General features: G+C 62.5%; 22 protein-coding genes. 13 read left to right on the top strand and 9 right to left on the bottom strand.

Annotation, left to right across the window (positions count from 1 at the left end):
* The first annotated feature begins 127 nt into the window (after positions 1–127).
* From AC1D3C_RS12255 to AC1D3C_RS12240, 4 genes are read left to right on the top strand one after another with little or no spacing between them, the layout of a single operon-like run.
* The gene (locus AC1D3C_RS12255) at positions 128–1984 is read left to right on the top strand and encodes a M3 family oligoendopeptidase (protein WP_477483084.1); all 1857 of its coding nucleotides are present in this window, start codon (positions 128–130) and stop codon (positions 1982–1984) included.
* 41 nt (positions 1985–2025) lie between these two features.
* Positions 2026–3201 (top strand): aminodeoxychorismate synthase component I, encoded by a 1176-nt coding sequence (locus tag AC1D3C_RS12250; RefSeq protein ID WP_477483083.1) that lies wholly within the window; start codon positions 2026–2028, stop codon positions 3199–3201.
* Positions 3186–3890, top strand: a complete 705-nt coding sequence (locus AC1D3C_RS12245) for an aminotransferase class IV family protein (RefSeq protein WP_477483082.1) — start codon at positions 3186–3188, stop codon at positions 3888–3890. The genes AC1D3C_RS12250 and AC1D3C_RS12245 overlap by 16 nt, the downstream gene beginning before the upstream one ends.
* A complete protein-coding gene (locus AC1D3C_RS12240) occupies positions 3891–4265 on the top strand; it encodes a nuclear transport factor 2 family protein (RefSeq protein ID WP_477483081.1) in 375 nt (124 codons plus the stop codon).
* On the opposite strand, the gene AC1D3C_RS12235 is transcribed toward AC1D3C_RS12240, so the two are convergent.
* Positions 4266–4559: a type II toxin-antitoxin system RelE/ParE family toxin gene (locus tag AC1D3C_RS12235; RefSeq protein WP_477483080.1), complete on the bottom strand. Its 294-nt coding sequence runs from the start codon at positions 4557–4559 to the stop codon at positions 4266–4268.
* Positions 4556–4891, bottom strand: coding sequence for a CopG family ribbon-helix-helix protein (locus AC1D3C_RS12230; RefSeq protein ID WP_477483079.1), 336 nt, complete (start codon positions 4889–4891; stop codon positions 4556–4558). Before AC1D3C_RS12230 ends, AC1D3C_RS12235 begins: the two co-directional genes overlap by 4 nt.
* 261 nt (positions 4892–5152) lie before the next feature.
* Here AC1D3C_RS12230 and AC1D3C_RS12225 point away from each other — a divergent pair, with 261 nt between their 5' ends.
* The 4 genes from AC1D3C_RS12225 (at position 5153) to hemH (ending at position 10631) form a co-directional block, all read left to right on the top strand.
* On the top strand, positions 5153–6604 hold the full coding sequence (locus tag AC1D3C_RS12225) for a homospermidine synthase (RefSeq protein WP_477483078.1): 1452 nt from the start codon (positions 5153–5155) through the stop codon (positions 6602–6604).
* Between the two features lie 217 nt (positions 6605–6821).
* Positions 6822–7181, top strand: coding sequence for an outer membrane lipoprotein Omp10 (gene omp10 / locus AC1D3C_RS12220; RefSeq protein ID WP_038589461.1), 360 nt, complete (start codon positions 6822–6824; stop codon positions 7179–7181).
* 213 nt (positions 7182–7394) lie between these two features.
* Positions 7395–9422, top strand: a complete 2028-nt coding sequence (locus tag AC1D3C_RS12215) for a 5'-nucleotidase C-terminal domain-containing protein (protein WP_477483077.1) — start codon at positions 7395–7397, stop codon at positions 9420–9422.
* A gap of 174 nt (positions 9423–9596) precedes the next feature.
* On the top strand, positions 9597–10631 hold the full coding sequence (gene hemH / locus AC1D3C_RS12210) for a ferrochelatase (protein ID WP_477483076.1): 1035 nt from the start codon (positions 9597–9599) through the stop codon (positions 10629–10631).
* 6 nt (positions 10632–10637) lie between these two features.
* Here the strand turns inward: hemH and queC are convergent, their stop codons facing one another.
* The gene (gene queC, locus AC1D3C_RS12205) at positions 10638–11348 is read right to left on the bottom strand and encodes a 7-cyano-7-deazaguanine synthase QueC (RefSeq protein ID WP_477483075.1); all 711 of its coding nucleotides are present in this window, start codon (positions 11346–11348) and stop codon (positions 10638–10640) included.
* 193 nt (positions 11349–11541) lie between these two features.
* Between queC and AC1D3C_RS12200 the strand changes: the two genes are divergently transcribed.
* Both AC1D3C_RS12200 and AC1D3C_RS12195 read left to right on the top strand, forming a co-directional pair.
* Positions 11542–12579: an SPFH domain-containing protein gene (locus tag AC1D3C_RS12200; protein WP_477483074.1), complete on the top strand. Its 1038-nt coding sequence runs from the start codon at positions 11542–11544 to the stop codon at positions 12577–12579.
* A gap of 3 nt (positions 12580–12582) precedes the next feature.
* A complete protein-coding gene (locus AC1D3C_RS12195; RefSeq protein ID WP_038545053.1) occupies positions 12583–13041 on the top strand; it encodes an NfeD family protein in 459 nt (152 codons plus the stop codon).
* 38 nt (positions 13042–13079) lie between these two features.
* On the opposite strand, the gene AC1D3C_RS12190 is transcribed toward AC1D3C_RS12195, so the two are convergent.
* On the bottom strand, positions 13080–14075 hold the full coding sequence (locus AC1D3C_RS12190; protein WP_477483073.1) for a KpsF/GutQ family sugar-phosphate isomerase: 996 nt from the start codon (positions 14073–14075) through the stop codon (positions 13080–13082).
* A gap of 145 nt (positions 14076–14220) precedes the next feature.
* Between AC1D3C_RS12190 and AC1D3C_RS12185 the strand changes: the two genes are divergently transcribed.
* Positions 14221–15747 carry an outer membrane beta-barrel protein gene (locus tag AC1D3C_RS12185; RefSeq protein WP_477483072.1) on the top strand — a complete coding sequence of 509 codons (1527 nt, stop codon included), beginning with the start codon at positions 14221–14223 and terminating at the stop codon, positions 15745–15747.
* Here the strand turns inward: AC1D3C_RS12185 and AC1D3C_RS12180 are convergent.
* Together AC1D3C_RS12180 and galU are read right to left on the bottom strand one after the other, a co-directional pair.
* Positions 15744–16628 carry a Rossmann-fold NAD(P)-binding domain-containing protein gene (locus AC1D3C_RS12180; RefSeq protein WP_477483071.1) on the bottom strand — a complete coding sequence of 295 codons (885 nt, stop codon included), beginning with the start codon at positions 16626–16628 and terminating at the stop codon, positions 15744–15746. The genes AC1D3C_RS12185 and AC1D3C_RS12180 overlap by 4 nt on opposite strands.
* A 92-nt stretch (positions 16629–16720) precedes the next feature.
* Entirely contained in the window at positions 16721–17608 is an 888-nt protein-coding gene (gene galU, locus AC1D3C_RS12175; RefSeq protein WP_038545092.1) for a UTP--glucose-1-phosphate uridylyltransferase GalU, read from the bottom strand.
* Positions 17609–17809: 201 nt separating this feature from the next.
* On the opposite strand from galU, the gene AC1D3C_RS12170 reads away from it, so the two are divergent.
* Both AC1D3C_RS12170 and AC1D3C_RS12165 read left to right on the top strand, forming a co-directional pair.
* Positions 17810–19030, top strand: a complete 1221-nt coding sequence (locus AC1D3C_RS12170) for a lytic murein transglycosylase (RefSeq protein WP_477483070.1) — start codon at positions 17810–17812, stop codon at positions 19028–19030.
* Positions 19031–19186: 156 nt separating this feature from the next.
* The gene (locus AC1D3C_RS12165; RefSeq protein WP_477483069.1) at positions 19187–20365 is read left to right on the top strand and encodes an SGNH/GDSL hydrolase family protein; all 1179 of its coding nucleotides are present in this window, start codon (positions 19187–19189) and stop codon (positions 20363–20365) included.
* A 63-nt stretch (positions 20366–20428) separates the two neighbouring features.
* Here the strand turns inward: AC1D3C_RS12165 and AC1D3C_RS12160 are convergent, their stop codons facing one another.
* The 3 genes from AC1D3C_RS12160 to AC1D3C_RS12150 are packed head-to-tail and all read right to left on the bottom strand — an operon-like array spanning position 20429 to position 22571.
* Positions 20429–21883 (bottom strand): glutamate synthase subunit beta, encoded by a 1455-nt coding sequence (locus AC1D3C_RS12160; protein WP_038545105.1) that lies wholly within the window; start codon positions 21881–21883, stop codon positions 20429–20431.
* A gap of 20 nt (positions 21884–21903) precedes the next feature.
* Positions 21904–22299 carry a PIN domain-containing protein gene (locus AC1D3C_RS12155; RefSeq protein ID WP_477483068.1) on the bottom strand — a complete coding sequence of 132 codons (396 nt, stop codon included), beginning with the start codon at positions 22297–22299 and terminating at the stop codon, positions 21904–21906.
* Positions 22299–22571, bottom strand: coding sequence for an antitoxin (locus AC1D3C_RS12150; protein ID WP_247039558.1), 273 nt, complete (start codon positions 22569–22571; stop codon positions 22299–22301). The genes AC1D3C_RS12155 and AC1D3C_RS12150 overlap by 1 nt, the downstream gene beginning before the upstream one ends.
* Positions 22572–22624: the final 53 nt, after the last annotated feature.

The following is a 22624-nucleotide window of genomic DNA, read 5'->3' as shown; positions in this document are numbered from 1 at the left end:
ATGGCCCTTTTAGGCTGTTATGCCGCTGGTTGTGTCAGAAAGCCTTGAACATCCCCTTTTGAGAAAAGCTTGCATTTTAACGGCCGGCAAGGAAAACAGACGCAACAGGTTGAGAAGGAAAAAAGCGATGAGAATGTCCGCCCCCGCCCTCCCCGAAATTCTGGCCGCAACCGCCGCAGGCGCTGCCGCCTCCGACCCGGCCCTCGGCCTCCTGCCGGTCTGGAAGCTCTCGGACCTCTATGAGGCCAAGGACGCCCCGGCCTTCACCGCCGACATGGAAAAGGCAAACAAGCTCTCGATCGCCTTCGAGGAAAAATGGAAGGGCCGGCTTGCCGAAGCCGCGGCCAAAACCGGCGCCGGCGGCATCGGTGAAGCGCTTCAGGAATACGAGGCGCTCGACGATCTGCTCGGCAAGATCGGCTCCTTCGCCGGCCTCACCTATTTCTCCGATACGTCGAGCCCGGCCAACGGCAAGTTCTACGGCGATGTGCAGGCCAAGCTGACCGACCTCTCCTCGCACCTGCTGTTCTTCGCCCTGGAGCTCAACCGGATCGACGACGCGGTGATGGACGCCTGCATGGATCGCGACCCGGCCGCCGGCCACTACCGCCCCTGGCTCGTCGACCTCAGGAAGGACAAGCCCTTCCAGCTCGAAGACAAGCTCGAACAGCTCTTCCTCGAAAAGTCGATGACTTCTGCTGCCGCCTTCAACCGCCTCTTCGACGAGACCATGGCCGAGCTCCGCTTCGAGGTCGACGGCGAGCAATTACCGCTGGAGGTCGCCCTCAACATGCTGCAGGAGCCTCAGCCGGAGATCCGCGCAAAGGCAGCCGCAGCCCTGTCGAAAACGTTCGGCGAAAACCTGCGTGTCTTCACGCTGATCACCAATACGCTCGCCAAGGACAAGGAAATCTCCGACCGCTGGCGCGGCTTCGAGGACATCGCCGACAGTCGCCATCTCGCCAACCGTGTCGAACGCGAAGTCGTCGATGCGCTCGCCGAAGCCGTAAAGCAGGCATACCCGCGCCTCTCGCATCGCTACTACGCGATGAAGGCGAAATGGCTCGGCGTGGAGCAGCTGAATTTCTGGGACCGCAACGCGCCGCTGCCGGAAACCCCGAATGCGCTGATCTCCTGGACCGAGGCTAAGGAGACCGTGCTTGACGCCTATCGCGGCTTCGCGCCCGAAATGGCCGATATCGCTGGCCGCTTCTTCGAGGAGGAATGGATCGATGCGCCGGTGCGTCCCGGCAAGGCGCCGGGCGCCTTCGCGCACCCGACCGTGCCGTCTGCCCACCCCTACGTGCTCGTCAACTACATGGGCAAGCCGCGCGACGTCATGACGCTCGCCCACGAACTCGGCCACGGCGTGCACCAGGTGTTGGCCGGCGACCAGGGCGCCCTGATGTGCCAGACGCCGCTGACGCTTGCCGAAACCGCTTCCGTCTTCGGCGAAATGCTGACCTTCCGCGCGCTGCTCGAAAAGACCACGGACAAACGCGAGCGCAAGGCCATGCTCGCCCAGAAGGTCGAGGACATGATCAACACGGTCGTGCGCCAGATCGCCTTTTACCAGTTCGAGCGCAAGGTCCACACCGCCCGCAAGGAAGGCGAGTTGACCGCCGAGCAGATCGGCGAACTGTGGCTTTCCGTCCAGGGCGAGAGCCTGGGACCGGCGATCAGGATCTCGGAGGGTTATGAAAGCTGGTGGACCTATATCCCCCACTTCATCCACTCGCCCTTCTATGTTTATGCCTATGCCTTCGGCGATTGCCTGGTGAACTCGCTTTATGCAGTCTACAGTCAAGCCGCTCCGGGCTTCCAGCAGAAATATTTCGAGCTTCTGAAGGCCGGCGGCACCAAACATCACTCGGAACTGCTGAAGCCCTTCGGCCTCGACGCCACCGATCCATCCTTCTGGTCCAAGGGCCTGTCGATGATCGAAGGCCTGATCGACGAGCTGGAGGCCCTGGACAAGGCTTGAGGCATTCCCTTAATGCACGCCCATGCCCATAATACACTGCCATGAATGAGAAAGCGCCCTTCGCGCTCTTTCGCGACGACCCCGCCGGCCGGAGCCTCGTCTTCGACCGGCCGAAGGAAATCGTCATCGCCCGGACTGCCGCCGAGGTGCTGCCCGCACTTCGGCGCCTGGAAGAGGCGCGCCTCGCCGGTCAGTGGCTGGCGGGCTATATCTCGTATGAGACAGGCTACGTCTTCGAGGAAAAGCTCCGGCCGCTGATCGTCGACGACCGGCCGACGCCGCTGATCGCCATGGGCATATTCGACAAACCCTCGGGCAACAAACATCCGCTCGCCGGACCGCCCAGCACGATCGTGGACGACGGTTCTTCGCAGGGCTCCTTCCTCAGCGAACCGCATGCCGGCTGGGATTTTGCGACCTACCAAGAACGGTTCGACCGGCTTCACCAGCACCTGCGCAACGGCGACTGTTACCAGGCGAACCTGACCATGCCGGTCGCAGCACGCTGGCACGGCGATCCGCTTTCCGCTTTCTGGTCCCTCGTCGCCCGCCAGCCGGTGCGCTACGGCGCATTCGTCGACCTCGGCGGCCCCGTCATCCTGTCGCGTTCGCCCGAACTGTTCTTTTCGGTCGATGCGGATCGTTTCATCGAAACCCATCCGATGAAGGGCACCGCCCCGCGCGGCGCCACCGCGGAGGAAGACGAGGCGATCATCGCGGAAATGCTCGCCGACGAGAAGACGCTGGCCGAAAACCGGATGATCGTCGATCTCCTGCGCAATGACATCTCCGTGGTCAGCGAGGTCGGCACGCTGTCGGTTCCGAGGTTGTTCGACGTCGAAACCTATCCGACCGTCCACCAGATGGTGAGCCACGTGCGGGCAAAGCTGCTGCCCGAAATCGGTTTGCCCGAGATCCTCGCCGCTCTCTTCCCCTGCGGCTCGATCACCGGAGCGCCAAAAATGTGGGCCATGCGCATCCTTGCCGATCTCGAAAGGGAGCCGCGCGACGTCTATTGCGGCGCCGTCGGCTGGTGCGATCCGGCAGGCCCGATGCGATTTTCGGTGGCGATCCGCACGATCACGCTTTTCAACGACGAAAAAGCCGTCTTCAATGTCGGCGGCGGCATCGTCTTCGACTCGAAGGCGGAAGCCGAATATGACGAGTGCCTTCTGAAGGCACGCTTTGCGGTGGGCGACCAATGGATTTCTCGCTGATCGAAACAATGCGCTGGGAACCGGGCAATGGCTTGCTCCGGGTCGACCAGCATCTGCGCCGGCTCAGCCGCTCGGCGGATGCGTTGGGTTTCCGCCAGCCGCCGGCGGATACGCTGAAACAGCTTGAAGCGGCCGCAGCCGGCGGCGAGACGCCGCTCCGCGTCCGCCTGGTCATGACCTATCGCGGCAAGATCGAGATCACCACCACGCCGTTCACGCCTCTGCCCGCCGACACGCTCTGGCGGATCCGCGTCGCCAGGACGACGCTTCCCTCGGACGATCCCACCTATCGCCACAAGACCTCCCGGCGAGAACTCTACGAGACTGCCCGCGCGGAGTTTACACCGGAAGAGGCGGACGAGGTTCTGCTTCTCAACGAGCGCGGCGAGGTCTGCGAAGGCACGATCACCAACGTCTTCGTCGAACAGTCGGACGGTTCGCTGCTGACCCCGGCGCTGTCGAGCGGCCTCCTGCCCGGCATCCTGCGCGCCGACCTGATCCGCGAAGGAAGAGCGAAAAGCCAGGTCCTGCGCCTCGCCGACCTCGGGAACCGCCGCTTCTTCGTCGGCAATTCGCTGCGCGGCCTGATCCCCGCCGAACTTGTCGCCCAGGCTGCGCGATTGGAAACGCCAGCAGAAGCGCCTCGCCCTACCGCGCGCGCCGCCAAAATGGCGAGAGCTGGTCGATAGATGACCGCGCCCAGCCCCCTCGCGGATCATCTGCTTGCGCTTGAAACCGCACTGCAGACCCGCGAAGTCCGCAGTTCCGAGGAAAAGCTGCGCGAACTGCTGACGCCGGAATTCCGCGAATTCGGCCGCTCCGGCCTCGCCTACACGTTCGACGACATCGTCACCCACCTCACCGCCGAGACCGGTCCGGACAACAGTTCGATCTCGGATTTCAGCGCAACGATGCTGAGCGACACGATCGCGCTCGCGACCTATCGCGGCACCCGCGTCAAGGACGACGGCAGCAGGCTCTTTACCAACCGCAGCTCCATCTGGCGCCTCGACCCCGACGGCAAATGGCGCATGGTCTTTCACCAGGGCACCGCGACGGAGTGATCAGCCCGCCAGGTCCGTGCGGGCTTTGCGCCGGCGGCCGTCGAACACTTCGATGATTTCAATATCCTCGTCCAGCATCCGATAGATCAGAGAATAGACGGATTGCGGCACGATGAGACGGCGCACGCCAAGCTTCGCCGTCTGCAGGCCCGCTTCGGGATGCTCTATCAACAGTTCCGCGATGTCGAGCAATCTCGCCGCCATCTCGTTTGCTGCCTGGGGGTTATGCTCGGCGATGTAGGTGCGAAGATGTACAAGATCGGCAATCGCCGCCTCAGCCCATATGAGCCTCATCGACGGGTCTTGATGATGTCCGGCTTCGGGGCGGCACGTTCGTCGGCCGTCCCCCAGGTCTTCAGCCAGCCGGCCACCGCTTCATGCGACACGAAACCGCCCCTATCGGCGCGCTCGACCGCAGCATCAAGGCCCTGGATCTCCAGCTCGCGTTGCGAGAGATAGTCTTCGAGCGCTTCCTCGGCGAGCGCGGTCGAGGACCGATTGGTAGCCGAAGACAATCGGTCGAGCCGTTCCTTCATCTCTCCCGAGATGCGAAGTGAAACCACATGCGACGTCATGAACCATATGTCTCCGATTTTCCCGACATGTAGCACAAAATCCGATGTCATGAAAACTCTCCTACACAGCCAACGGCGGCTCTTCGGAGGCCTTCACGATCTGGTTTCTCGCGACTCCCAAGGATCCGCAACGACGCCCGCCGCAATCGAATAACCTCCTCGATTCATCTGCCGAAAATCGACAGGCTCTTTATTGTGACGAAGTTTTATGATCTAGAGCGCCGCGAATTGCCCGAGTGCAGCCTTTAATTTCCATTCCACTGCCGAATAAGCGGGGCAGCGGCCCACCAGGCCGCGATCAAGGAGAAAGACATGTCAGAGACTACCTATCCGGTTTATGGCGAAATCACCGGTCCGATCGTGATGATCGGTTTCGGCTCGATCGGCCGTGGCACGCTGCCGCTGATCGAACGCCATTTCAAGTTCGACAAGAGCCGGATGGTCGTCATCGACCCGCGCGACGAACCCTCCGACATGGAGATCCTGAAGAAGCACGGCGTCCGTCACATCAAGGAATATGTGACTAAGGACAACTACAAGGACCTGCTGAAGCCGCTTCTGACAGCTGGCGAAGGCCAGGGCTTCTGCGTCAACCTCTCGGTCGACACCGGTTCGCTCGACCTGATGAAACTCTGCCGCAAGCTCGACGTCCTCTACATCGACACGGTCGTCGAGCCCTGGCTCGGCTTCTATTTCGACAAGAACATGAAGAATGCCGAGCGCACCAACTATGCGCTGCGCGAAACCGTTCGGCATGAAAAGAAGAAGAACCCCGGCGGCGCGACCGCCGTTTCCACCTGCGGCGCCAACCCGGGCATGGTCTCCTGGTTCGTCAAGCAGGCGCTGGTCAACCTCGCCAACGACACCGGCCTGAAGTTCGACGAACCGGATCAGCACGACCGCGAGGGCTGGGCGAAGCTGATGAAGAAGCTCGGCGTCAAGGGCGTCCACATCGCCGAACGCGACACCCAGCGCACCAAGCACCCGAAGCCGCTCAACGTGTTCTGGAACACCTGGTCGGTCGAAGGCTTCATCTCCGAAGGCATGCAGCCGGCCGAACTCGGCTGGGGCACCCATGAGGAGTGGATGCCGAAGAACGGCAAGAAGCACAAGAAGGGCAACAAGGCCGCCATCTATCTCGAACAGCCGGGCGCCAACACCCGCGTCCGTTCCTGGTGCCCGACGCCCGGACCGCAGTATGGCTTCCTGGTCACCCATAACGAATCAATCTCGATCGCCGACTATTTCACGGTGCGCGACAAGGACGGCGAAGTAACCTTCCGTCCGACCTGCCACTATGCCTACCATCCGGCCAATGACGCGGTTCTGTCGCTGCATGAGATGTTCGGCAATGGCGGCACTCCGCAGCCGGTCCACCACGTTCTCAACGAGGACGAGCTGGAGGACGGCATCGACGAACTCGGCGTGCTGCTCTACGGCCACGAGAAGAACGCCTACTGGTTCGGTTCGCGCCTGTCGCTCGAGGAAACCCGCCGTATCGCGCCTTACCAGAATGCCACCGGCCTGCAGGTGACCTCCGCCGTTCTCTCCGGCATGGTCTGGGCGCTCGAAAACCCGACGGCCGGCATCGTCGAAGCAGACGAGATCGACTACAAGCGCTGCCTCGAAGTGCAGCTGCCTTATCTCGGCCCGGTCGAAGGCCACTATACCGACTGGACCCCGCTCGACGGCCGCCCGGGCCTCTTCCCGGAAGACATCGACACCAAGGATCCGTGGCAGTTCAAGAACATCCTGGTTCGCTAATCTCGCGAACGGGTTCGCTAGTCTCGCGAATGGGTTCGCTGATTTCGCGAACGGGTTCGCTGATCCAATAAAGCACAATGGAAACCGCCTGCCTCACCGCAGGCGGTTTTTTGCATGTTGAAAGCTCTTGCCTTTTCAAGGCCACATCTTGCGTTACATAGGGCGATGGCGGCAAGGTTTGCCAACCGAAGCCGGACCGAATCGCGGGAGACTGATCATGAAATTTAAAGTGAGCTTTGCGCTCATCGCCGCAGCCAGCTTGACCGCCTGCGTTTCTTCCCCTCCACCGCAACAGATGGCGGCCGTGCAGCCGCAGGGCGTCGAAGGAAGCTGGGTCGATCCGAACGGCATCGTTTCCTCGTTCCAGGCCGGCACGTTCAACACCCGCTCCAGCGACAGCAACACGCTGCTCGCCTCGGGCACCTATACCAGCCTCTCGCCGACGCTGGTCGAGATCAACATGACCTCGCTGGTGCGCAAGACCCAGTCGCGCGTCAACTGCTCGCTGGTCAGCATCAACCAGCTCAACTGCACGCAGGATAGCGGCGCGCAGTTCTCGCTTGCCCGCCGCGGTTAAGGCGGCGCATCCTCGACCGCACATCGCGACCCCGCTCCGGCGGGGTTTTCGCGTTTTGCGCGCATTCATTTCCCAATGCGCCACTGTCACATTTCCCTTGAACCCACCGTCGGTTGATGAAAACATGCCCGCCGGAACGGTTGTCACATTGAAAAACTAGAACAGATAAAAGGGGCGGCGCAGCCGGCCGAATTAAGAAAGAGGAGAGATCAGATGAAGAAGACATTGGGGTTCGGGCTGCTGACTGCGTCGGTCATGGCTCTTTCGAGCGGCGCGGCATTTGCCGATTTCGAACTCAATATCCTGCACATCAACGACTTCCATTCGCGTCTTGAATCCATCAATGCGACGGATTCCACCTGCTCGGCCGAGGATGAAGGCAAGGGCGTCTGCTTCGGCGGCGCAGCCCGGCTGCTGACCGCAATCAACCAGACGCGCGACGCGCTGAAGGCTCAGAACAAGAACGTCATCCTCCTCAACGCCGGCGACAACTTCCAGGGTTCGCTCTTCTACACGACCTATAAGGGTGCGGCCGAAGCCGAAGCGCTGAACGCCATGAAGTTCGACGCGATGACCGTCGGCAACCATGAATTCGACGACAGCGACGACGTGCTTGCTACCTTCCTCGATAAGATCCAGTTCCCGGTCGTTACCGCCAACGTCGTTCCGAGCGCCGCCGCCAAGATCGGCAACCGCATCAAGCCGTCGCTGGTGCTGACCGTCGGCGGCCAGAAGATCGGCATCGTCGGCGCCGTCACCAACGACACCGCCGAGATCGCCAATCCCGGCCCGAACATCACCATTGCAGACGACGTCGCCAAGATCACCGAAGCCGTTCAGGGCCTGAAGGCTCAAGGCGTCGACAAGATCATCGCGTTGACCCATGTCGGTTACCCGCGCGACCTCGCCATCATCGCCAAGATCCCGGATGTCGACATCGTCGTCGGCGGCCACACCCACACACTGCTCTCGAACGTGGCCAAGGGCGCCGAAGGCCCCTACCCGACCTGGTCGGACAATCCAGGCGGCTACAAGGTCCCGGTGGTCCAGGCTTTCCAGTATTCGAAATATCTCGGCGACATCAAAATCGTCTTCGACGACAGCGGTGTCGTAAAAAGCGCCGAGGGCGAGCCGATCCTCATGGATAAGTCGATCACGCCCGATCCGGCCTTTCTGGCTCGCGTAGCCGAGCTGAAGAAGCCGATCGAGGACATGAAGAAGAAGGTCGTCGGCGCTTCCGACGCGGTCATTGATGGCGACCGCCGCGTTTGCCGCGCCAAGGAATGCTCGATGGGCAACCTCGTCGCCGACGCCATACTTGACCGCACCAAGGGCCAGGGCATCACCATCGCCATCCAGAACGGTGGCGGCTTGCGCGCGTCGATCGATGCCGGCGAGGTCACCCAGGGTGAGGTCGTCAGTGTCCTGCCCTTCCAGAACACGCTCGCGACCTTCCAGCTTACCGGCGCCGATGTCGTCAAGGCGCTCGAAAACGGCGTCAGCCAGATCGATGACGGCGCAGGCCGCTTCCCGCAGGTCGCGGGTCTCAAATATTCCTTCGACAAGTCGAAGCCGGCCGGAGCCAAGGTCAGCGACGTGCAGGTCAAGGAAGGCGACAAGTTCGTACCGATCGACCCGGCCAAGACCTACGGCGTTGCCACCAACAATTTCATGCGCGCAGGCGGCGATGGCTACGCCATCTTCAAGACCGGCGGCAAGAACGCCTATGACTACGGCCCGGACCTCGCCGACGTGACGGCGGAATTTGTTGCCGCACACAATCCCTACAAGCCCTATACGGACGGCCGCGTCACCGACCTGACCCCGGCCAGCTATACCCCGCCGGCCAAGCCCGCGCCTGCCGCCCCGCCGGCAGCTGCTCCGGCTCCGACGGCTGCCGCTCCCGCTACCCCGGCTCCTGCCGCCCCTGCACCTGCCGCTCCGGCCCCCACGGCAGCCGCTCCGGCCGCGCCGGCGAGCCCTGCCCCGGCAGCACCCGCAGCTCCGGCACCGAACACCATGGCTGCAGCTCCGGCGAAACCTGCTCCGGCAGCGGCTCCCGCCGCACCGAAGCCGGCCGGCCCCACCAAGTACACGGTCGCCAAGGGTGACTCGCTCTGGAAGATCGCCGAAGCCACCTATGGCAACGGCGAGAAGTGGACCGAGATCGCCAAGCTCAACGCGCTGCGCCATCCAAACGTCATCCAGGTCGGCGCCGAGCTGGAACTGCCGGCGAAGTGACACCGCTTGACCCGGATCAAGGTTCGGGCCGGCGACTTCACGCAACACATTGGGACGATTTGTCCCGATCCCATGATCGGCCCAGGCTTTCCCGGGCCGATTTTTGTTTCTAAGTAATTTGCGAAACAAACGAGTGCGTCGTCGCCCGTGCAAGACTTAATCGAAAGTATCCGCATGACCTCCCATTCCGCCCATATGCCCTCCGATCATCCGAAGGTGAGTTTCGGCAAAGTCGGCGTATTGCTCGTCAATCTCGGCACCCCAGACGGCACGGATTACTGGTCGATGCGGCGTTATCTCGCCGAGTTTCTCTCCGACAAGCGGGTGATCGAGTGGTCGCGGTTCTACTGGTACCCGATCCTTTACGGCATCGTGCTCAACAAGCGGCCGCAGAAGGTCGGCAAGGCCTATGAGGCGATCTGGAACAAGGATTTTAACGAGAGCTACCTGCGCACCTATACCCGCAGCCAGGGCGAACTGATGGCCGAACGGCTGAAGGATCTGCCGAATGTCGTCGTCGACTGGGCGATGCGTTATGGAAAACCGTCGATCGCCGAACGCATCGACGCCTTGAAGGAAAAGGGCTGCGAGAAGATCGTCCTCTTCCCGCTCTATCCGCAATATGCCGCCTCGACCACCGCTACTGTCAACGACAAGGCCTTCGAGCACCTGATGAAGCTGCGCTGGCAGCCGGCCTTGCGCACCGTGCCGCCCTATCACGACGAACCGGCCTATATCGAGGCGCTGGCGGATTCCGTCAGGGCGAAATACGCGGCGCTCGACTGGGAGCCGGAAATGCTGATTGCGTCCTTCCACGGTATCCCGCAATCTTATTTCAAGGCGGGAGACCCCTATTACTGTCATTGCCAGAAGACTGCCCGGCTCCTGAAGGAGGCCCTCGGCTTCACGGACAGGAACTTCATGATCACCTTCCAGTCCCGTTTCGGGCCGGAGGAATGGCTGCAGCCCTATACCGACAAGACGGTCGAAAAGCTCGCTCAGGACGGCATCAGGCGCATCGCTGTCATGAATCCCGGTTTCGTCTCCGACTGTCTGGAAACGCTCGAGGAAATCGCCGAAGAAGCGGGCGAGATCTTCCGCCACAATGGCGGCGAAAAGTTCGCCCATGTCCCCTGTCTGAACGACAGCCCCGGCGGCATGACGGTGTTGGAAAAGGTCGTCCGCCGCGAGCTCCAAGGCTGGGTTTAAGGCGCCTTACCGAACTTCGGTCGCCTTGAAACCATCCGTGGCGGCCTTCCAGAAATCCGGGTCCTCGTACTCCGTCGGGTCTTCGATGCCGGCGAGGTGAAAGGCTTCGCGCCGCTCGACGCAGGTGCCGCAGCGGCCGCAATGCAGGGTACCGCCCTTGTAGCAGGACCAGGTCTCGGCAAACGGCGTTCCGTGCCGGGCGCCATCAGTGACGATATCCGCTTTCGATCCGGCGACGTAAGGCGCAAGCAGCCGGATCGACGCGTAGCCTTCCAAGGCATGATCCTGCATCGCCTGGAAGGCATCGATGAAACCGGGCCGGCAGTCGGGATAGATGAAATGGTCGCCGCCATGCACGGCGATCGCCACCGCATCCGCATGCCGCGCCGCGGCCACGCCGAAGGCGACCGACAGCATGATCGCATTGCGGTTCGGCACCACGGTCACCCGCATCGTCTCCTCGGCATAATGTCCGTCCGGCACATCGAGATCGTCGGTCAAGGCCGAACCGGTCAGCCGGCTGCCGATCCCGCGCATGTCGATGATCTCGTGGAAGACGCCGAGCCGCGCGGCGCAGGCGGCGGCGAAATCGAGTTCCTTGCGGTGCCGCTGGCCATAGTCGAAGGAAATCAGCCCCAACAGCTCCTGCTCTGCGGCAATCCTGTGGGCGAGCGAAACGGAATCCAGTCCGCCGGAGCAGACGACGATGGTTTTCATGGGCGTTTATCCTTGTTTTGACCGGGTAGGCTGCGACCGGGTGTTCTCACCCGCTCTCTAGACCGCCGGTGCGTCCTTGTGAATAACCTGGGGCGACATCGACGGCGTCGAGCTGTCATTTCTTCCCTGCAAAGAACGTGCTAACTCATCACGTGTGACCTGGCGGGCTTACCGCCTGCAATGGAGGAATGTCATGAACTTGGGCGGCCTGGGTGGCTTCGATATCGTCGTGATCGGCGTGGTGGTGCTGATCATTCTGGTCCTGTTTGCCGGGATCAAGACTGTGCCGCAGGGTTATCGCTACACTGTGGAGCGCTTCGGCCGCTACACCCGCACGCTGGACCCGGGCCTCAACCTGCTGACACCTTTCATCGAGCGCATCGGCGTGCGCATGAACGTCATGGAGCAGGTCCTCAGCATCCCGACCCAAGAGGTCATCACCAAGGACAATGCCAGCGTCTCCGCAGATGCGGTGTCCTTCTACCAAGTCCTCAATCCGGCCCAGGCCGCCTACCAGATTTCCAATCTCGAAAATGCCATCCAGAACCTCACCATGACCAATATCCGCTCGGTCATGGGTTCGATGGATCTCGATGAACTGCTCTCCAACCGTGAAGTCATCAACGAGCGGCTGCTGCGCGTCGTCGACGAGGCCGTCGGTCCCTGGGGCATCAAGGTCACCCGCGTCGAGATCAAGGACATCCAGCCGCCCGCCGACCTCGTCGAATCGATGGGACGGCAGATGAAGGCCGAGCGCGAGAAGCGCGCCCAGATCCTCGAAGCCGAAGGCTCGCGCAGCGCCCAGATCCTGCGCGCCGAGGGCGCCAAGCAGGCAGCCGTTCTGGAAGCGGAAGGCAAGCGCGAAGCAGCCTTCCGCGAGGCAGAAGCCCGCGAGCGTCTGGCGGAAGCCGAAGCGCGGGCCACACAGGCCGTCTCCCAGGCGATCGCCGCCGGCGACGTGCAGGCGATCAACTATTTCGTGGCGCAGAAATACACCGAAGCTTTGGTCGCGATCGGCAAGGCGCCGAATTCCAAAATCGTGCTGATGCCGCTGGAGGCTTCGTCGATCATCGGTTCGCTCGGCGGTATCGGTGCCATTGCCAAGGAGGTTTTCGGCAATGGTTCTGGGCATGCCGCACCGCCGCGCCCACCGGCCGGCCCGCGTCCTCAGCCCGGTCCGCGCACCACGCCGATCCTCAATCCGTTCAACCCGACGTCTTCAGAGACCTGAGCCATGCTGCATGATGCTGTGGTCAATCTTGGTCCCTGGAGTTGGTGGATTTTAGGCGTCGTCCTGTTGTGCGCCGAACTCGCGGCACCAGGCGTGTTCCTGATCTGGATCGGCGCGGCCGCGATCGTCATCGGCGCGCTGTCTCTGGCGCTCTGGGACGCGGCCTTCTGGAGCTGGCACGTCCAGCTTCTGCTGTTTGCAGTGCTCTCAGGCGCCTTCGCGCTGGCAGGCCGCCGTTTCTATTCCAGCCGCAACCAAGCGACCGACGAACCCAATCTCAACCGCCGCGGCGAAAGCCTGGTCGGCCGCACCGCAACTCTCCACGAGCCGATCGCCGAGGGGCGCGGCCGCATCCGGCTCGACGATACATGGTGGTCGGTGATGGGACCGGATCTGCCGGCCGGCACGCAGGTGAAGGTCGTGGCGGCAAGCGGCCGAGACCTGAAGGTCGAAGCGGCCTAGTTTCGCCGGACGGAAGCGGCTTGGAGCCTAGCTCGATATCAAGCCACACCGACGCGCAGCAGGTCATGAAAGTGAACGATGCCGATCGGCTTACGCTCTTCGTCGACGACGAGCAGCGCGCCGATGCTGTGCTTGTTGAGCAGCGCCATGGCCTTGGTGGCGAGCGTTTCCTTGCTAATGGTCTTCGGATTACGCGTCATCACCTCATCGACCCGCGTCTCGCGCAGGTCGAGATGAAGGTGCCGGGAAATATCGCCATCGCTGATGAAGCCGCAGAGCCTGCCATCCTCGTCGACTATGCCGACGCAGCCGAAGCGCTTGCGCGACAGCTCCTGGATCGCCTCCAGCATGAGGACGCCCTTTTTGACCAAAGGCATGCGATCGCCGGTATGCATCAGATCGCCGACATGGCTGAGCATCGCCCCGAGCTTGCCGCCCGGATGATAGACACGGAAATCGGTTGCCGAAAAACCGCGCGCTTCGAGCAGCGCCACGGCAAGCGCATCGCCCATCGCAAGCTGCATCAGCGTCGACGTGGTCGGCGCCAGGCCGTGCGGGCAGGCTTCCTGTTCCTTGGGCAACAGCAGGACGACATCGGCCTCGCGGGCCAGCGTCGAAACCTCGCCTGACGTCATGGCGATCAGCGGAATGGAGAAGCGACGGGTGAAGGAAACGATGCCCTGCAGCTCGGCCGTCTCGCCGCTCCAGGACAGAGCCAACACCACGTCCCCCGAGCCGATCATGCCGAGATCGCCGTGATTGGCTTCGACGGGATGCACGAAGAAGGAGGGCGTGCCCGTCGAGGCGAGGCTGGCAGCGATCTTGCGGCCGATATGTCCGCTCTTGCCGATGCCGGTCACGACCACCCTGCCGTCGATGTCGCCGATCAGTTCCGCAGCCTTGCGGAAGGCTTCGCCGAGGCCGTTCTGAAGCGCCAGCTCCAGCGCATTAAGCCCTTGTTTCCCGAAGGAAATTGTCCTCAAGGCGGAATCGACAAGGTCGTTCTCGACCAGTTGCAAAGCTCTCTTGATCATGGGCAAGCCTTAACGCTTTTCGCCCACCAAGTCTATCGGCTTCGGGCCGGGGCCACTAAGTTGGCCGCTGCCATAGCGTCGCAACCAAACGTTAACCACATGGCTTTACGTTTGGGTAAGCATTTGCGATTGCCCGGGCAGGCCTATGAAGATCACCACAACGACAGGCGGGACGCGCCAGAGGCGCCGGACGGCACTCGGCCTTCTGCTGGCCTGTTCGGCGCTTGTCTCGCCCGCAGCCGCCCAGACCCGCAACGTGTTTCCGCCGCAAAGCGGCTCTCTTCCATCGGTCACAGACACCAGTTCGCCCGCGTCGAATCCCGCTTCCGGCACGGCCTTGAGAGGCAATACCTCGGCGCAGCCGTCCGCCAACGCCGCCGACGACCAGAATCAGGATGACCCGAATGTCGCGACCGGCACCACGCCCGGCCGCAACCGTGCGGCAACCCAGGAGCCTCCCTATGAGGACGACCTGAACCAGCCCCATGAAGAGCCGCTCGACCGTGGCGCCGAGCCGGTCGAGACCCAGGAACAGCCCCGCGAACCGGGTGATCCGACCGGCATTCGGATGGGCAGCTTCCTGCTCCGTCCTTCGATCAACCAGGGTATCAACACCGAGATCCGCCGCTCGAGCGGCACCAAGATCCGCCGCGATTATCTGTCGACGGCGATCCGAGGCACGCTGACCTCCGACTGGTCGCGCCACTCGTTGACTGTCACAGGTGAAGGCACGCTGGAGCGCAATCTCGGCAGCAGCAGCCAAGGTGAGCAGCCGGAAGCGAACATCAATGCCGACCTGCGGCTCGATCTCTCCAACGATACGGTCGCCCATGTCACCGGCGGCTATAAGTTCTCCCGCGAGAACGACTACGATCCGAACGCGCTCGGCGGCGCATCGACCCAGTCGGGCGTCCATGAATTCACCGGCGGCGCCTCCGTCCAGCGCGACTTCGGCAAGATCCGCGGCACGGCCGCACTCGACCTTTCCCGCGCCTCCTATACGGATGCAAAGCTCTCCGACGGCACGATCGTCAGCATGAAGGATCGCAACCGGACCGGCATCGACGGTCGACTGCGGCTTGGCTACGAACTGTCGCCGGCGCTCGTTCCCTATGTGGAAGTGGCGACCGGCCACACGTTCTATGACCTCAGGCACGACAATTCCGGTTATGCCCGTTCGTCGCAGAGCTATGCCGCGCGCACCGGCGTCGAATTCGATCTTGGCGAAAAGCTGCGTGGCGAAATCGGCACCGGCTACGAGGTCGTCGATTACGAGGACGACCGCCTGAAATCGGTCGGCGCGGTCACCTTCAGCGGCAGCGCCACCTGGTCGCCGCAGCGCGGCACCAATGTCGATCTCGGCCTGCGCACCACGGTGCAGGATTCGACCACGCCCGGCCAGAGCGGCTGGGTCGAATACCGCGCGACGGCAGCCTTGACCCATGAGATGCGCGACAACCTCATCGCCCGGCTGACCGGCAGCTCGACTTTGCGCAATTTCCCGAGCGGCGGCCCAAGCGACGAAACCGTCTGGATCGGCGGTGCAGGCCTCACCTGGGCGATCAACCGTTACCTCGACCTGACCGGCGACGTCGAATACGAACAGGCGGGCGGCGGCGGCACCAACGACAAGATCGTCCGCGCCGGCGTCGGCCTCACCTTGAAGCGTTAAGCTTTCGTTCGACCGGTCATCCATTCCATCAGCGCATTCTGCGCATGCAGCAGGAAGGCTTTCGCCGGCGTGCTCTGGCAGGCCGCGTGCGTCATCGCATCCGCTGTGACTTCCTGTCCGCGCGCCACCGGCGGACAGGGGATGAAGATCGCATCGGGACGGCAGCGATCGAGAACCGCCGCCGAGATCCGGTAATCCGCAAGCGTACTTTCAGCGACCCCGCCCGGCCAGCTATCGGTGAAGATGACATCCGCATCCTCAAGCTCCCGCATATCCGTGCTCCGCCGGAAATTGTCGTTGAGCAGTGCCGTGTCGCCCACGTGCCAACCGTCCGGATAAACCTGTACCACCTTGATCGGCAGCGAGATCGACGCCTCGATCCAGGACCGCAGAATATTGGCGTCCGGCGCCACGCCGACGATCTTCAACCCCTCGATGCCGCCCCTTTTGGCTCTGACATAGGCAAGGTCTCCGAGCGTCTCGCAAGGATGGTTCGATCGCGTCCGGGCATTGATGACCGGTGCCCGGACGTATGCCGCAAGCTCCCGGAGCGACGTGAGTTCCGGCGTGCGGATGACAACCATGTCGAACCAGTTGTCGAGATAACCCGCCAGGTCGGCGATCGTCTCACGCCCGCCGAGGCTCGCCGGCACATGTGCGCAAATGCCGCCCATCGCCTGGATGCCGAGATCGAAAGCTGTCGTATTGCGCCAGCCGCCGTCATCGACGATCAACGCGACCCGACGGCCCTCGAGGCTTTTCGGCATCCGCCGCTCCCGCCACGCCTCGGCAAGCACGCCGGCGCGATCGAGGATCGCCGTTATGGCACCCGCCGAAAAATCGTGGAATTCCAGAAAATCGAGACCCGCAGAGACAGCCATGGCACCCGGCACCGTGAAAACAAAACCCCTCATAGCAGGACCATGAGGGGTTTGCGTGACGTCCGGACCGGCAAATCGCCGGTCGGAAAGATTTACTTCAGCGAGGCGAGCAGCGCCTTCATCGGTCCTTCGATTGCAGGACGGATATCGGCGCGCTGCAGGGCAAAGGCGAGGTTTGCCAGGATGAAGCCGTCCTTGGCGCCGCAGTCGAACGTGTCGCCCTTGAACGGATAGGCGGCGAATTCCTGAGCCTTGGCGAGCGTCAGCATGCCGTCGGTGAGCTGGATCTCGTTGCCGGCGCCGCGCTCCTGGGTTTCCAGGATCTTGAAGATCTCCGGCTGCAGGATGTAGCGGCCGTTGATGTAGAGGTTGGACGGTGCCGTGCCTTTGGCGGGCTTTTCGACCATCTGGGTGATCTTGAAACCTTCGCCAACCGGCGCGCCGATGCCGACGATGCCGTATTTATGCGCCTGGTCCGGATCACATTCCTGCACCGCGACGACGTTGCCGCCGCTTTCGGCATAAAGATCGACCATGCCCTTCAGGCAGCCCTTGCCACCGGCCATGATCATGTCCGGAAGCAGGACTGCGAAAGGCTCGTTGCCGACGATGTCGCGGGCGCACCAGACCGCATGGCCAAGCCCGAGCGGCACCTGCTGGCGCGTGAAGCTGGCGGTGCCGGCAACCGGCAGAAGGCCGGCGAGCAGGGTTAGCTCGGCATTCTTGTTGCGCTCGCGCAGCATCTGCTCCAGCTCGTACTGAATGTCGAAATAGTCTTCGATGACCCCCTTGCCGCGACCCGTCACGAAAACGAAGTGCTCGATCCCGGCTTCGGCCGCCTCATCCACGACGTACTGGATGACCGGCTTGTCGACCACGGTCAGCATTTCCTTCGGCACTGCCTTGGTCGCGGGCAGGAAGCGCGTGCCCAGACCTGCTACCGGAAACACTGCCTTACGGATCTTTTGTTGTTGTGCCACTCACGCCTCCTGAAAGCACGTCATTGTGCGAATATTCAAATCTCGGCATCTAATGACGAATTGCTACCGTTTCGCAAAGACTGCCGTGGGTCCGGTTTCTATGGTAAAGAATTTGTTGACCCAATCCTGTTATTACATCGTTAAGCCGCATGCCACTCTTGCCGCAAGGCTTGGTAAAAAGAAGACTGGACCCGACTGCCGATGAAGACCCTTCGCACCAACCTCTTTCGAGGGTTTGCCTTCTCCCTGATCGCCGGGCTCGCCGCGGCGGCCATGCCGATAGATGCCCAAGCAGACGCCGGTTTCAAGGCGTGGATCGTAAAATTCTACGATACCGCCGCCAAGAGCGGAATCACCCGTTCCACCTATGAGAAAGCGTTCGCCGGTGTCAGCGAACCCGATCAGGACGTGCTTGAGAAGGCGAACTATCAGCCCGAATTCACGTCCAGGATCTGGGATTACCTCGACAGCCGCGTGAACCCTTATACGGTCAAGATCGGCCGCGAGATGGCGGCCAAGCATGGCTCGACGCTTGCTGCACTGGAACGCCATTTCGGCGTCGACAAGAACATCCTGCTCGCCATCTGGTCGATGGAATCCAACTACGGCGCTGCGCTCGAAAAACCCGAGCGCCTGCACCACGTGCCGCAGGCGCTCGCCACACTTGCCTGGGGCGATCCCAAGCGTGCCAAGTTCGCCCGCACCCAGCTGATCGCAGCGCTCAAGATCCTGCAGTCGGGCGATATCACCCCCAAGCAGCTGACCGGCTCCTGGGCCGGCGCCATGGGCCATACCCAGTTCATCCCGACCAGTTATCTGCTCTACGCGGTCGACGCGGATGGCAACGGCAAGCGCGACATCTGGCATTCGGTCCCGGATGCGCTCGCCACGTCCGCCAACCTGCTCGCCAAGAACGGCTGGCAGAGCGGCAAGACCTGGGGTTATGAAACCGTGCTTCCGGCCAATGGCACCCGCTACGAAGGCCAGACCAAGGCGCTCGGCGAATGGGCGAAGCTCGGTTTTGCCCGCCCGAACGGCAAAAGTTTCCCGCGCGGCGCCGACAGGGCGACGCTGAAGATGATGGCCGGTGAGAGTGGACCGGCCTTCCTGATGCTCGGCAATTTCTTCACCGTCAAGAAATACAACGCCGCCGACAGCTATGCGCTGGCCGTCGGCCTGCTCGCCGACGAGATCGCCGGCTTCGGCGGCGTCCAGCAGAGCTGGCCGCGTCCCGACGGCACGCTCGACATCAAGCAGAAGTTCGAACTGCAGAACCGCATGAAGCAACTCGGTTATTACGAGGGCGAAGTCGACGGCAATTTCGGCTCCGGCTCGAAGGCTGCGATCTCGGCAATCCAGAAACGCCTCGGCATGCAGCAGAGCGGCGAGCCGTCGAAGTCGCTTCTCGAAGCTTTGCGTTGACAAGAAGGTGCTTCGCGCCACATCGTTTACAAGGAATCTCCCGCAAGCGTGCGGGACGGCGGAGACATGAAGGCTTTGCATAAATCCGGGCAAAACGAGGCCGGCTGCAACGGGGCCGGGCTGAACAAGCCCCTGCGGAGCAGAGGATGGGCACGCTTGGCTCTCCTCCTCCTCGCGGTGCTGCTCGCCCTGCCGGTCGCGCCGCGGCCGGCCGCCGCCCAGGAGCCTCTCCCGCGCCGCAACCTCTTCGATTACCTGTTCGGCGGCCCGCGTTACGAGCGCGACGACCGCTATGAGCAACCTCCTCCTTATAGCCGACGCCGTTACGACCGGGATGGCTCGATCATCGATATGAGGCCGCGTCCGCGCCGCAGCACGGGACGGGCGGCCGCTCCACGCCCGGTGCAGCCAATGGTGCCGGCGGCGCCGGAACCGGTTGCCAAAATCGACAATGCCAAACAGGTTCTGGTGGTCGGCGACTTCATGGCCGGCGGCATCGGCAGCGAACTGGAAACGGCGTTCGCGACCGCTCCCGGCGTCGCGATCACCGAGCGCAGCGACGGCTCCTCCGGTCTCGTCCGCGAGGATCACTTCGATTGGCCGGGCGAACTCCCCGCCATGCTCGACGAGGTGAAGCCGGCCGTCGTCGTCGTCATGCTCGGCGCCAACGACCGCCAGCAGATGACGATCGGCAACACCAAGGAAAAGTTCCGCAGCGACGCCTGGTTCAAGGAATACGAGCGGCGGGTGACCCGGCTCGTTGGCATCGTCACTTCCCGCAAGCTGCCGCTTCTCTGGGTCGGCCTGCCCTCCTTCCAGTCGCCGACCGCAACCGCAGACGCCGTGACGCTCAACGCCATCTATCGCAACCAGGTTGAAAAGGCCGGCGGCGAATTCGTCGACATCTGGGAAGGTTTCGTCGACGAGGACGGCAAGTTCGTCATCACCGGCTCAGACGTCAACGGCCAGCAGGTGCGCCTGCGCGGTTCCGACGGCATCACCTTCACCAAGGCCGGCAAACAGAAGCTCGCCTTCTACGTGGAAAAACTGGCCCGCCGGCATCTCGGCGAAATGGCAAGCCCCGATGTCATCAAGCTCGATGGTTCCAACCTGCCGGCACTATCGTCCCTTCCCGCCTCACCCGGCCAGGCGGTCCCGACCCATCCGATCAGCCTCTCCGACCCCGAACTTGACGGCGGCAAGGATCTTCTCGGCGCAGCCCCGCTCCCGCCGGTCCTCGTCGAAACGCCGCGCGACAAACTGGTCAGGCGCGGCGAACTGGCCCCCGCACCGGCCGGACGGGTTGATGATTACAAGGTGAAAGTGGCCCAGTAGCAGCAGTTGTCATCGTTGGCGTGGGAGCAAGATCGCTCCCACGTTATTGAATTCCGCTCCCGCTTACCGCGGCAGAACCGAGCTTCCCATCAGCGCCTCGTCGATCGCCCGTGCTGCCTGGCGGCCTTCGCGGATCGCCCAGACGACCAGCGACTGGCCACGGCGCACGTCGCCGGCGGTCCAGAACTTGTCGACTGAAGTCTTGTAGTCCTTGTCGTTGGCGACGACATTGGTCGAGCCGCGGCGGTCGACATTCAGCGTCAGCTTGCCTTCGAGCTCGTTCAGAACACCGTCCGTCAGAGGGCCTGAAAAGCCGATGGCGATGAAGGCGAGATCCGCCTTGATGATGAAATCCGTGCCGGCGATCGGCTTGCGGCTTTCGTCGACTTCGCAACAGCGCACGCCGATGAGCTGGCCGTCTTCGCCGACGAATTCGAGCGTCGCCACCTGGAACTCGCGCACCGCACCTTCGGCCTGCGAAGACGAGGTGCGCATCTTGGTGGCCCAGAACGGCCAGACGGCGAGCTTGTCTTCCTTTTCCGGCGGCTGCGGGCGGATGTCGAGCTGGGTTACCTTGACTGCGCCCTGGCGGAAGGCCGTGCCGACGCAGTCCGACGCCGTATCACCGCCGCCGACGACGACGACATGCTTGGCACCGGCGAGGATCGGGTCGGCCGGCCAGGCGACGCTGTCGATGTTTTCGCGGCCGAGGCGGCGGTTCTGCTGCACGAGGTAAGGCATCGCGTCATAGACACCATGCAGCTCGACGCCTGGAATGCCGGCCGGCCGCGGGGTTTCCGAACCGCCGCAATAAAGAACGGCATCGTGTTCGGCGATCAGCTTCTCGACGGGAATGTCGACGCCGATATTGGCACCGTAATGGAAGGTCACGCCTTCGCCGGTGATTTGCTCGACGCGACGGTCGATGAAGTTCTTCTCCATCTTGAAGTCCGGAATGCCGTAGCGCAGCAGGCCGCCGGCCTTGGACTCGCGCTCGTAGACATGCACCTCATGGCCGGCGCGACCAAGCTGCTGGGCAGCCGCCATGCCGGCGGGGCCGGAACCGATGATCGCCACTCGTCTGCCGGTATGAACGGTTGCGGGCTGCGGCGCGATGAAGCCGAGCTCATAGGCCTTATCGGCGATGGCCTGCTCGACCGTCTTGATCGCGACCGGCGCATCCTCGAGGTTCAGCGTGCAGGCTTCCTCGCAAGGGGCGGGGCAGACGCGGCCGGTGAATTCCGGGAAGTTGTTGGTGGAATGGAGGTTGCGGATCGCCTCCTCCCACTTGTTGTTGTAGACGAGGTCGTTCCAGTCCGGGATCTGGTTGTGAACCGGACAGCCGGTCGGACCGTGGCAATAGGGAATGCCACAGTCCATGCAGCGCGCCGCCTGCTTGGTGACCTCCGCATCCGACATCGGGATGGTGAATTCGCGGAAATGGCGGATGCGGTCGGAGGCCGGCTGATACTTGCCCACCTGCCGGTCGATCTCCAGGAAACCCGTTACCTTGCCCATGTTCTACCTCTACTTCGCCGCTACCGCAGCCAGTTCTCAATCTTCAATCCCGGCACCCGGGAAAACTCACTCTCGTTGTTCGTCACCAAGACCGCATCCAATGCAAGGGCATGAGCAGCAATCCAGAGGTCGTTTGGACCGATATTCTTGCCCTGTCTCAATGCCTGCCGGATGTCGGCATAGCGCTGGTCTACCGGCAGGTTGAGCGGAGCGACATAAAACCTCCGCGTGACTGCGGCGACCTTACGCGCCAATTCCTCAGAGCCGTTCTTCTTGACGCCATACCAGACCTCACCATGGGTGATGATGCTGATGAAGACGTTCTGTTCTCCCACTTCAGCCAACCGCTCGAACACCTTGCCGCGAGGATCACGGACGATGGCCGAAACGATGTTGGTATCGAGCATGAAGCGCATCAAAGGTCGATCTCATGAAGCGGCGCCAGATCGTCGTCACTCGCGATAAAATCTTCCCCAGTCCAAGCTTCAGCTTGCCTGAGATAGTCGATCAGCCCGGCAGTTACCGCCGTTCGAATGAGGATCGATCCATCTGGCTGCTTCACCATCACGACCTTGTCCCCATCCAGATCGAATTCCTTCGGTATGCGTACTGCACGGCTGCGACCATTTTTGAAGATGCTGACGGTAACGCCACCATCCTCACGAGACTCCCTTATGTGTTCGTTCATCTCCATACTCCATCGTCGTCATATGCCGCCAGCATATCACAGCAATGATGCCC

The organism is Neorhizobium sp. P1_A6 (genome assembly GCF_056406795.1).
Note: the sequence above shows the minus strand (reverse complement) of the source record. Positions and strands in the feature narration are given on the sequence as shown.